Here is a 12,540-nt window from a genome sequence, read left to right on the forward strand (position 1 = left end):
AGGTTGATTTCCCGGTGGGGTAGTTGGTGAAATTCCCGGTGAGGGACCGGCAAAGGTAATTAGGGGTTGTTCCGTTGCTGCTTCTGCGGGTACTGCTGTCTCTTGTGTTGGGATGTCCCCAGTCGCCTCTGGCACAAAACTAGGCGTTGCCACATTCCGTAAAATCGCTAAATATCGGCCTGTATTCCGGTCCTGGATAATCGTATCCTTGGCATAATTTTCCGTTCCTTGAAAAATATTTAACCCTTCAAAGGTGAGTCCCCCGGTGAGTTCGAGTTCATCTTCTAAGGGATTAAAATCGTTAATAATCGCCGCTTCTGTTAAAGTGCCACCGCCTAGGGTGGGAAATAGAATAAAGGTATCTTTGTCCTTGCCTCCGGTGACGGTATCCGCACCCCACTCCAGATAAAAGCTGTCGAATCCAGCATCTCCAAATAGGCGATCGCCTCCCAATCCTCCAATTAAAACATCCTCCCCCTGTCCACCATAGAGGATATCATTGCCATTGCTGCCATCTAAGACATCATTGCCTTGACTTCCGGCAACCAAGTCATTGCCATTCCCGCCAGTTAGACTATCATTTCCTTCATCCCCGTAGAGGATATCATCCCCATCTGCACTATTGAGGAAATCATTACCTTGCCACCCATACAGAAAATCATTGCCCAGAGTTCCGAGTAAGGTATCATCGAACGGTGTGCCTTGAATGACGGTCATAATGTTTGAGTTGCCCTAGCTAGAAGAGAGGTTTTTGGGGATAATTCTTGGGTGGGTGTACTGGTCCCAAGGGAACAGAGTCACGAAGGGATTCGGCGACAGACAGAAGTAGTGACAAGACGAGTCCAAATACACCCCTTATTTGGTTATGCCCTTTCATAAGGATAAATGTGACACCTTGTTCATAAATCTTTAAGAAATTAGAAGTAGAAGTAAGCAATGGTGTGACTCTTTTTGCTCCCCAAAAGTTTCTGCTTGACAGATGAAACAAAATGGGTTAAATATTTGGGAATTCAAGTCAATCCAGTGGACTATTCAATCTCATTGAGGCGTCAGGCTATGGGGAAGCCGTATAGCTGAACTGAGTTATTCAGGGCATGAAAAGAGCTAAAGAAGTCCGTGGAATTTAGGCGAGAAAAGAGACCCCTATATTTTTATTTGTTATTTTTCACGATAAGGTTGCCTGCTTTGACAAGATTTAATCCGGTGAAAGGCGGCTATAAAAGTTATAATCGGTTCATCCAAGACCTGGGTTTGTGGACTGGGACTGTGCCAATATTTATCTAGGATAGGTAGAGATACTATTTCGGTCCCTAGAAAAAACTCAGGGTATGAGGGGCTAAAGTGTTAGTTAAACAGCGATCGCAAATGTTAGAGGGAATCGCGGCAATGGATCGGAAAAAGGTGTTCATCCCCAAATCAGGGAAATCATACCCAAAAGCACACTTCATCGGGCTTTTGATGCTACCTTTTGCGGTGTTTTTCTCCGCTTTGAGCGCCCAATCTCAACCCATCCTCCCGGCAACGGATGGGACAGGGACTGTTGTTACGCCCGAGGGAACCCGTTATGATATCACCGGGGGTCAGCGGTCCTCTGATGGTCGGAATCTGTTCCATAGTTTTACTGAATTTGGCCTAAATCCCGCTGAGATTGCTAATTTTATTTCTAATCCGGAAATTGTCAATATTTTAGGCCGAATTAATGGCGGCAATGCTTCTTATATTAATGGGTTAATTCAGGTAACCGGCGGTGCATCGCATCTCTATTTAATGAATCCTGCCGGGATAGTGTTTGGACCGAATGCTAGTCTGAATGTCCCGGGTTCGTTTCTAGCAACGACGGCAACGGGAATTGGATTTAATGACGGCTGGTTTAATGCGGTAGGGGGGAATCTTTATGGGGATTTAGTGGGAACTCCCAGTGCTTTTGTTTTTGAGACAGTGCAGCCCGGGGCTATCATTAATTCAGGCAATTTAACCGTGCCATCGGGGCAAAATTTAACCCTGATGGGGGGAACAATTTTGAATCAGGGGACAGTCGCCTCACCCGAGGGAAGCATGACAATGGCGACGGTTCCCGGTTCGAGTTGGGTGCGCTTGTCTCAACCCAATCATCTCCTAAGTTTGGACATTTCTGCACCATTTCCCATCGCACCGATCGCCTTACCCGCCTTACTCACTGGGGGGAATTCTTCCCATGTGACGGATGTTCGCATCAACCCCGATGGAACGGTGCAATTAATCAGTTCCGGACTGGGAATTGCATCGGGAGATGTGGTAACGACCCAATCTCACCTAGAAGGGGAAACAGTTTCTTTATCAGCTCATCAAAATCTCACTTTAGTAAAAACCACCTTACAAACCACCGGGGATATGCTGTTGAGGGCGGGGGATACGGTGCGGGTGCGAGATCGCCTGCACCGGCCCTTTTTAGCCCATTCCGGGGGTAATTTGACCTTGCAAGGCGATCGCGCCATTGATATCTTAGCCTTGGATTCTATCGCTTCAGTGGATCAGGTTAAGTTTCAATTTGAACCCTTTCGCGCCGGGGGAGATATCACATTAGTGAGCGATGGCCCGATTTCCGGGGATTCTCACTTTGCCACCGGGGGAAATTTTGCGATTCGCACCGCTTCGGGGGAACCGGGAACCCTAATCAGTCTGTTTGACCCGATTGTGACTTCCAATGGGGATGTGAGCTTTGGGGACTATACCGGCGCTTCGTTGAAAGTGGAGGCGGGGGGCAGTATTATCGGGGTTAGTATTAATATCACCCAACCGGACACCACTCTGACGGGTTCCGATCCAGATATTCCCATTCTCACCAGCAGTCCCTCGGTGATTCTGCGCGCTGGGGAAGGGAGTTTGTCTAATGTCGCCAATGTTCCCCCGGATCAGACAATATCTGATACAGTGTTTTCTGGTGGTGAGAGTTTCAGTCGAGGCAGCATTACCGTTAACAATATTACCACCGCTGGGGGTCCGGCCATTCTGTCGGCGACTAGCGATATTATTACGGGAAATCTCACCACCAATGGGGGGGATATTTCAGTCCTAAGTCGCACTGGAAATATTATTACTGCTGGGGAAGTGGTCTCATTAGGAACGACCGTTAATGGCAATATTAACCTCAATGCAGGCAATACTCTCACTGTGGGGATGGTCAAAAGTGGCAGTGGCAATATTACCTTGACGGGTAACGAAATTGATTTGAATGCCACAGTTACAGGCACAGGAATTTTAACTCTACAACCAAGAAATCCTAACCAAAATATTGTCTTATCGGGTGAAAGGGATAGCGGAAATACGATTTTGGATCTGACGGTGGCGGATTTAGCGGCCCTAGAGGATGGGTTTAATTCGGTTATTATTGGGGCGGAAAATAGCACAGGACTGATTACCATTGCTGGGGTTGTGGACTTCAGCGATCCGGTTACCCTGCGATCGCCCCAAGGACGAGGTGCGACGGATATCGCCGGAAATCTCACCCTTTCGGATAATGCGACCCTGAATATCGATACCGCAGGCGCAACCTTGGTGAGTGCCGATGTCATTACCGAAGGAGAACTTAGCTTTGGCAATATCTTTTTAAATGCCGATGTTACCTTTTCCGGGAGTAATATCACCTTTAATGGCACCATTGATGGGGAACGCCAGCTCAATGTTAGTTCCCCACTGGGGACTGTAAGAGTAAACCAACCTATCGGCAGTGAGGTTCCCCTCCGCAATTTGGATATTGTGGCAGATGTTTTAACCCTATCCAGTGATATTGTTGCCCAAGGGAATATTCTTCTGAATAGTGCGGTAATTCTCGGCAATGATATCCGCTTGAGTACCCTGACTCCAGGGAGTTTGATTACGTTTAATAATACGCTGAATAGTCAGGAAAATGCGGCAGAATCTCTCACTCTAAATACTGCCGGTGGGATTATCTTTGCGCGGGAAGTCGGGGGCGGGGAAGGGGGTGCATTAGGGGCGATCGCCATTGAGGAAACCACCCAAATGACGGCATCTGAGGCGATTACAGCCAGTCGCCTGACGGTGAATAGTTCCGGGACAGTCGCCCTCGAAGATGTCACCCTAGTCGCGGAAAATGCCAATCCGACAACCCCGGTTGTAGAACTGAATGCAACAGAGCAAATTGCTGTCGGAAATGTCACCGCTAATCCGGGTAAAATGAGTCTCACCAGTACCAATAGTTTTGTCACTACTGGGGATATGACTTCACCGGGAGGAACCCTAGAAGTCACGGCGGGACAAGAAATTACCACCGGCATCCTGAATACCTCGACAACGACAGGAACAGGGGGCGAAATTACCCTCACTAGCACTAACAATCGCATTCTCACGGAAGAGATTAATACCTCTGGATTATTTGGCGGTGGCACTCTCACAATTTCAACCTGTGAGACTTGTCAAGGCATTGCCGGACAGCCCTTGGCACCGGGAATCCAAACCAGCACAATCGCCACCAATGCTACAGAACAAGCAGCAGGGGATGTCACCTTAACAGCCCCAGGGGATATACAAGTCGGGTCTATTAGCGCTCAGGGGAGTACCGGGGGAACTGCCGAAATTACCACCGGACGCTTTTTTCGGGCCACAGATACCTTACTGGATGAAAATTCCCCTGATGCGAGTATTTCCACTGCTGGTTTAAGTGAAGAAGGGGAAATTAAAATTAGTCATGGAAGTGCGATCGCCCAAGCGCCATTTATTATCGGTGATCCTCAACTTAATGGCACTCTAGCGGCGATTATGACGGCTGGAAATAATATTATTGTCCCCGTGCAATCCTTTCCCTTTTCCTTTACTCAAGGGAATATTTCTTTGGTTTCTGCTGCCAGAGAACCTTCAATCATCATCCCCTCGGTACCCATTCCTGAGTCTCCTCCCTCCCTCGCCTTACCAGAAAACCCATTACAAACTCAACTGGAAAGACCCCCAGAAGCACAACCGCTGATTCAGCTTGAAAGTCGCCAACTGGATAGCCGAATTTTACCCCAGGATCGCGTTGCAACAGCCCGCTTAAACTTAGACAATTTTCTAAACCAAGGCACTGAAAATCTCCCGCTAACTATCGAGCAAATTGAAGGACTCCGGCAATCTGAATTTGAAACCTATTTTAAAGAAGACTTAGGGAGTGACTCCCTTTCTTATGAAGAAATTGTCCAAAGATTGCGCCAAATTTCCCAAGAAACTGGCACAAATCCGGCAATTCTTTATGTTTTATCCCGGGGCGATCGCCTAGATTTAGTCCTGGTTACCCCCCAGGGTCAACCCATCCACCGGGTTATTCCCGAAGCTAACCAAGAAGAATTATTATCCACAGCCCGCAATTTATTGTCCCAAGTTACCGATCCAAAACGGTTAAATACTCAAACCTATTTACCTCCGGCACGACAACTGTATCAATGGCTGATTGCCCCCATTGTTGCTGAATTAGAAGCCCAAGAAATTGACACCCTTGCGTTTTCAATGGACGCCGGATTACGAACTCTTCCCGTTGCTGCCTTGCACGATGGAGAGCAGTTTTTAGTGCAAAAATATCGTTTGGGCTTAATTCCTAGTGTGAATTTAACCGATACTCGCTATGAGGATATCCGGAATTTTCCGGTTTTAGCAATGGGAGCATCAACCTTTACTAATTTACCAAATCTGCCAGCAGTTCCGTTGGAATTACAAGCGATTATTGAGACTTTAGAAAACGGACAATCCTTTTTAAACGAAGAATTTACTTTAGAAAATCTCAAATTTCAGCGTGCATCTCAACCCTTTAGGTTAGTCCATCTGGCGACACACGGGCAATTTAATCCCGGTGACCCCAGTGAATCTTATATCCAACTTTGGGACGGACCCTTAAACTTACAGCAAATGCGGGATTTAGACTGGAACAATCCGCCGGTGGATTTGCTGGTTTTAAGTGCCTGTCGCACGGCGATCGGCAGTTTAGAGGCGGAGTTAGGATTTGCGGGATTAGCGGTGCGAATTGGGGCAAAAACTGCCATAGCCAGTTTGACTTACGTCAGCGATGAAGGAACATTAGCCTTGATGACGGAGTTCTACCAGAGTCTAAAAACCGCCCCGATTAAAGCAGAAGCACTGCGACAGGCACAGATTGCCATGTTAGAGGGAAGAGTGCGCTTTGAAGGCGATCGCCTCTACTCGGAATCCGCCAATTTTTCTCTACGTTCTGATGGAATCAACGAAAATCAAACCCGCGATTTCAAACATCCCTATTTTTGGGCGGTGTTTACCCTGATTGGCAGCCCTTGGTAATTCTGGATTACAATACAATAGCAATCAAAGATTCAGGGTTTTAAAACAATGGAATTAATCCAATTAGGAAACAACGGACCCACCGTCCCGACCCTCGGTATTGGTGCCTGGTCCTGGGGAGATACCCTATTTTGGAATTTTGGCAAAGATTACGGGGTCACTCAGGTGAGGGAAGCATTTCATGCCGCTGTAGAGGCAGGAATTACCTTTTTTGACACCGCCGAAGTCTATGGATTAGGCAAATCTGAACAGCTTCTCGGTCAATTCATTCGGGAAACAGAAATCCCTATCCAAGTTGCCACAAAATACGGTCCTTTACCCTGGCGGTTTACCGCCGATTCGGTTGCTGAAGCCATCACCGCTAGTCTCGATCGCCTGCAATTAACCCAAGTTACTCTCTATCAAGTTCATTGGCCTTTTACTTTTTTAATGAGTCAAGAAACCTTGATGAATGCTTTAGCCGATGAAGTGGAAAAAGGCCGAATTCAAACCATTGGTGTCAGCAATTATTCCGCTGCCCAAATGCGAGAAGCTCATGCAGTTTTATCCAAACGCGGCATTCCTTTAGCCGTCAATCAGGTGCGTTATTCTTTATTATCTCGTGAGGTAGAAACCCAGGGAATTATCAAAACTGCCCGAGAATTAGGCATCACAATTTTGGCCTATAGTCCCCTGCAACAAGGCTTACTCACCGGCAAATACACCCCCGACGGTCCTCAACCGACCGGAGCTCGTCAGTGGGATTCGCGGTTCAAACCGGAGGGATTGCGGAAAATTGCTCCCGTCTTAGACTTGTTGCGCCAATTCGGTCAAAACTATGGAAAAACTCCCGCACAAGTTGCCTTGAATTGGTTGATTGCTCAAGGGGGTATCATTCCGATTCCCGGTGCTAAAAATGCTGAACAGGCGCGACAAAATGCCGGTGCTGTGGGATGGCAATTAACGGCGAATGAAGTAGCGCAATTGGAACAAGTGACTCGTCCTTGGTTATAACGAAAAGGGCCGCCCCGTTGCCTCATTTAACCCGGATTCAAAAGCATTTTCGGTGAGGTTATCCGCTACTACCGGCGGGGTTAAACCCTCGCCGGTTTGTCGGATTGCAACGCTGTTCTAAATTTGATTGGGAGACTCAGAATTAGGCTCAGAAGGGGCTACATCCAGCCGAGGTAAAAGAGTGGATTCAAAAAAGTAAACGCGATCGCAATAGCGATTTTGAGTAGAACAAACCGTTTCAATGGCAACATGACTGGCATTAGTGATATTCAGGGATAAAGCAACTTGCTCTCCCGGACTAATGGTATGTGATTCCTGTCGCACCCCATCTAAATAAATATTAACCGCATTCGGCGGACTTCCTCGGTCATTGTCGCGCATTCCAAATTCTAATAACAGGGATTCAAATTGGCCTTCTTGTTCTCCGATTCGACAAGTTACTGAGACTGCTCGACTTCCGGGTCCTAAAAAGAAATAAGAACGATAGACTTTTCTCCCGACGGATATATCTAAGGTTTCTTGTTGTAATCGCCCGGGTCCATTGGTGACACATTGAGTATCAAATAAAAATAATGGAACGGTTTCGCGGGCTTTGACAACGGGTTGGAGCCAAGGCGCGATCGCCACAGATAGGATTCCCGCTGCCATCAGTTGATTAATGAAGGATCTATTTTGCATTGAGGGACAAACCACTAAGGGGTTTTGTATCTTATAATAGCCAATTTTGCCCCCGGATGTGGCACCGACTCTCAGTCTTTTTTTCCGGTCTTGTTGGCGCGACTCCATCGGGATTCGTTAGCATCTAGCGTACCCATGAGCCAGTTTTAATCAGGTTAACGGGAGTAGAACGGCGATCGCACCGCTACTCCCTAGAGAGGTTTTAACCGTTCGGTGATTTACCGCTTGCTGGTCCAGACTGTGGTAAACATCATCAGCATCCCCCCGACAAAAATCCCCACAGCCAGCAGTCCAGCCACTACATTAAAAATTCCTTCTGCATTTTCCATTAGGTACGCTATCCTTTACAAGAATTTACAACTTTCTTATTTTTACCATACCTCAATTTTTTATAAAATTTATCTATCATTCGTCCCATCTCCCACTCAATATGCTAGAGTAAACCCAGGTCTATTTTGTAGTTCTACTTAGCACAAAACCCTTTCATAAGTTTATAATGTTTGATCTGATTTGCGAATTTTCTCGAACCCACTGTATAGCGATTTGCGCGTTTTTGGTTCCGGCTAACTTACTGGCCACCCTCCAAACTCTGATTTTTATGGGACTCGGAACCCAGAAACTACAGATTCGGGTCATGGCCGCGATCGCCAGTTTTTATGCGATCGTCATGGTCTTGCACGTTGTAAGCTGGTTCCTGATTGGGGTGGTCATGGCTCCTACCTATATTTTGCTTGCCCTAGGCAGTCTGTGTCTGAGCATCAATATCTGGGCGATCGCCCATTCTCCGAGGGTCATTCCGTTACTGCGACGCATTTAAATGAGGGAATCCCTCCGGATTTCCATAACTCACCCCCTCGTGATACCCTAGCGGTGGTATCTTACCATTCACCAAACTGCGATCGCCGCAATGGGGTTAAATTTTTTACAGGATTAGGACTAGCAAGCGCCCATGAAAGAAAAACTTTTAAATTGGCTGAACCTGTTTTTAGTCGCCGATGTATTTTTCGTCTTGTTAAGCTTTGTTTGGTTTGCGATCGCCGTCGTGGGACGCTCCACTGGGGTCAACCTTGGCCTAGATGTCTGGCATCAACTTTGGCAACCTGTGTTTAATCCAGCAATTGGTATTTTAATGGCCGGTGCGCTCTTGAGTGGATTGACCAGTTGGATTTCTAAGCGCTTCAATAAAGCCCATTAATCAACAATCGCTCATCCTCCCCCTCGCCTGCTGTTAACTCAACAGACCCAGGGCGAGGGCGATCGCCCACAGAAATACCCAGGTTTCTTGAGTCCCCATCCTATTAGCCCATCCAAACGTTTAAAATTTTTCCGTCTTTTTACGGAATTGGGATTTTGGGAAAAAATCTGTTATAGTATTTCTAAGTAGAATTTCGGAGAGTTTCAGCCCCCTATTACTCTCGCTCCCCTCTGGATTAAGCTTTTCCCTGGGCCCGATTCCGCACCTAGAAAATTAATCCAAAAACAGCAAAATTTCCCCGTGACCCATTCTGGTGATTCCTCAAGAGAACTGGATCAGGGGTTAGCCGATAAATTCAAAGATAGCCCAGCCTACCACAATACCAGGTAAAAGAAACTCAGGCTGCCTTAAGTCTCCGCCGTAGATCCCCAGCGCGGGACCGCCAACCCTTCAAGACACTGCACCTTATGCACAACTCAATATCACGCTAAGTTCCCCTCAACCCACATTTAGCAAGCCTTGAGATGAGGTTGAAAGCGCGTTTGAGGTCTTAAATCTGAGCGATTGACTGGGGGTTCAGAAGACTTACGTTTTTGCTGTTGAATCGGAATTTCGATGATAAATTCCGTGCCTTCGTCGGGGGTCGAAAAACATTGCAATTGGCCGCCATGTTTTTCCACCACGATGTGATAGGAAATAGACAAACCTAATCCCGTCCCTTTGCCCACAGGTTTCGTGGTAAAAAACGGATCAAACAATCGTGCCCTGACTTCCTCGCTCATCCCCGGACCGTTATCGGAAATTCTAATCAGCAGACGGGTTTCATCGCGATCGCCATTCGCCGAACTCTTTTCGACCAATTCAGTCGCAATTTTAATCCGGGGCGAGATTTTACTGCTCGCAGCGGTTCCTTCCCCGGTGGAGTCGGACAATTCAGAATGCAGCACTAAAAACTTAGAACTTTCTTCAATCGCATCAATGGAATTGCTGATAATATTCATAAAGACTTGGTTGAGTTGTCCGGCATAGCATTCAATCTGCTCCAAGTCGCCGTACTCTTTAACCAATTCAATTCCGGGAAATCCCGATCGCGCTTTTAGACGATTTTGCAGAATCAGCAGGGTACTATCAATCCCTTCATGAATATTCACTCGCTTCATTTGCGCCTCATCCAACCGCGAGAAATTCCGCAAGCTCATCACAATCTCGCGGATGCGATCGGTTCCCAACTTCATCGAAGAAAGTAGTTTGGGTAGATCTTGACTCAAAAATTCCAGATCAATTTCTTTTTGGTACTGAGTAATCTCTTCTCCCGGATTAGGGTATTTTTGTTCATAGAGTGCCATCAACCCCATTAAATCTTCGATATAGCAACTGGCATGATCAATATTTCCATAGATAAAGTTAACCGGGTTGTTAATTTCATGAGCCACCCCAGCCACCATTTGACCCAAACTGGACATTTTTTCCGTTTGAATCAGTTGGGATTGAGTCTGCTTAAGTTGCTGGAGGGTCCGCTCAAGTTGTTGGGTTTGTTCCCTAAGCTGCGCCTCAGATTTTTGCAATGCTTCCAGTGCTCGCACCCGGGAAGTAATATCCCGCAGGGACGCCATCAGAGCTTTTTCCCCTTCCCATTCGGTTTCCACAATTCGCATCTCAGCGATCGCATCTTCTTCGCCTTTGCGCAAAATCTCCACTTGCGTTTGCACAACCCTTGTGCTATTGCGATCGCTATCTCCAACCCGCTGAATAATTTCCGTCCCGATTTGACCCCCCTGGATTTCAAAAACCCGAGTGCCAAACACTTCTTTTCCGAGCAGCGCATCCGCTGGGCATGAAAGCAAGCATTCCGCAGCGCGGTTAATAAAGCGGACCAGTCCCTTGCCATCAACAATGATAATCCCATCAGCCAATTTATCGATTACATTCCGAAACCGGATTTCACTGGCTGCAAGTTGTTGCTGGAGTTCCTGTGCCTCAACTTGTTCTCTATATTGCGATTGAAGTGTGGTTAACATAACGAATAACTTCCTTTACTTAATATTTCCGCACAATTCCACTATTATGTTGCCCTGGGCTTTACTTTAAAGCATTTCTCCAATTAGCTAAGCCCGATTCTGGTTATGGAATGAATCGGTGAAGCATTTAACCCTTCCCGGTCCGGCTGTGCTAACTGAGGTAGTTCCCCTGGGGCGATCGTAAAATTCTCTGACACTGGGTTGATAAAAACTCGGTTTACCCCATATTCCTTTCGGTTCGTGAGTTCTCCCTTCGGACTCTTTAGGGGCATCAGTCCAATGACAACCTTTTCATTTCTTCATCTCCTCAGCATCCCTTTACCAACTTGAGATCTGTGATTCGTGAATTTTGAGAAAGTTTTGACTTCGCCTACCTCTTGGGCAACCCGATTTAGATGTCTTCCTCCTTTGTAACTGATACTTGCCTACTATTTTGTTTTATAGATCACTTTCTGAAAATTTTAAGTATCTCTTAATACTTTTTCTAGAAACGCCTCCCGTTTAATCCAATCTAAACCCAGTCCCTCATAAAACTTAATACAAAAGTTACATTTTTTCATAGTTCTCCCAAGGCTGATCCTTTACGTTGTAGGGGCTGGTAAATGGAACCACCATTCTCCTCTAAAGAGCCTGAGCAAAACGGGATGAAGTTTAGGAAGGGCCATTTTTTTTTGAGCCAAACTGCTTATTTTGCTCCGGCAAATCATCAAGGAGACCAGCGATACTCTGAATTTAATCGGCTATTATTCCTCCGCTACAGAATAAAACCTCAGTCATCAACCTGAGAATTGAGGGAAAAGCATTGGGGGGAAAATTGACAATTTACTCCGATTCAGTCAGCAAATTTTCTAATTCATCAGGGTGAACTCCCGGGAAAAATAAGGATAATTACCCAGGTTGGAAAGTAGGACACCCCCTATCAACCCTTCTGGTACAGCAACCGGAAAAATGGATGAGTTTGACGATGCCGCAGAAGCTTAAAAATTCGCCCAGAAAAACCAGCAATGGAGTGGGAAGTCTGAATTGGCCGCCCTTGAAAGAGTAACGGGTTTAGGATATTCTTCGCCTCAGCCGAGGCGGTGGATCATTCCCTAGTTTAGAAATTGGATTCGCCGATGGATGTAGAGGATGGGAGCCTCATGCATTCAACAGAAGAGTTCCCCACAGAACCTCCTTAAAAAGAGGTGCTGTTCTGCATCAAAGGTTCCCCAACTGTAGAAAATTGTGACCGTTGCCTGGGGTTTTAGGATGAGGCTACAGATTCTGGGGAGAGGGGCTGATTCATCTCCCTGTCCCCTGTGAAATCCCGGAAATAATGCCGGAAAAATTGTTCATGATTCCTTTACACAGAATGATTTTTTCTTTATCGTTTCTTTGCAT

At 46.5% G+C, this 12,540-nt stretch carries 7 protein-coding genes; 4 read left to right on the top strand and 3 right to left on the bottom strand.

All coding sequences use genetic code 11. The features are described 5' to 3' along the window. Positions 1 to 717: calcium-binding protein (locus NG792_RS05210; RefSeq protein ID WP_317619494.1), on the bottom strand; the 717-nt coding region annotated here is incomplete at its 3' end. A 624-nt stretch (positions 718 to 1,341) separates the two neighbouring features. Between NG792_RS05210 and NG792_RS05215 the strand changes: the two genes are divergently transcribed. Together NG792_RS05215 and NG792_RS05220 are read left to right on the top strand one after the other, a co-directional pair. Continuing rightward, entirely contained in the window at positions 1,342 to 6,276 is a 4,935-nt protein-coding gene (locus NG792_RS05215; RefSeq protein WP_261234769.1) for a CHAT domain-containing protein, read from the top strand. A gap of 48 nt (positions 6,277 to 6,324) precedes the next feature. Further along, positions 6,325 to 7,269: an aldo/keto reductase gene (locus tag NG792_RS05220; RefSeq protein WP_261234770.1), complete on the top strand. Its 945-nt coding sequence runs from the start codon at positions 6,325 to 6,327 to the stop codon at positions 7,267 to 7,269. A gap of 117 nt (positions 7,270 to 7,386) precedes the next feature. On the opposite strand, the gene NG792_RS05225 is transcribed toward NG792_RS05220, so the two are convergent. Beyond that, positions 7,387 to 8,055, bottom strand: a complete 669-nt coding sequence (locus NG792_RS05225; protein ID WP_261234771.1) for a hypothetical protein — start codon at positions 8,053 to 8,055, stop codon at positions 7,387 to 7,389. A 388-nt stretch (positions 8,056 to 8,443) separates the two neighbouring features. Here NG792_RS05225 and NG792_RS05230 point away from each other — a divergent pair, with 388 nt between their 5' ends. Both NG792_RS05230 and NG792_RS05235 read left to right on the top strand, forming a co-directional pair. Beyond that, complete coding sequence (locus NG792_RS05230) at positions 8,444 to 8,764, top strand: hypothetical protein (RefSeq protein WP_261197424.1); 321 nt, start codon at positions 8,444 to 8,446, stop codon at positions 8,762 to 8,764. A gap of 132 nt (positions 8,765 to 8,896) precedes the next feature. Next, entirely contained in the window at positions 8,897 to 9,142 is a 246-nt protein-coding gene (locus NG792_RS05235; RefSeq protein ID WP_261197425.1) for a DUF8620 family protein, read from the top strand. Between the two features lie 509 nt (positions 9,143 to 9,651). Here the strand turns inward: NG792_RS05235 and NG792_RS05240 are convergent. Beyond that, positions 9,652 to 11,160 (bottom strand): PAS domain-containing sensor histidine kinase, encoded by a 1,509-nt coding sequence (locus NG792_RS05240; RefSeq protein WP_261197426.1) that lies wholly within the window; start codon positions 11,158 to 11,160, stop codon positions 9,652 to 9,654. Positions 11,161 to 12,540: the final 1,380 nt, after the last annotated feature.

The sequence above is a fragment of the Laspinema olomoucense D3b genome (assembly GCF_025370785.1).
Taxonomy (GTDB): Bacteria; Cyanobacteriota; Cyanobacteriia; order Cyanobacteriales; family Laspinemataceae; genus Laspinema; species Laspinema olomoucense.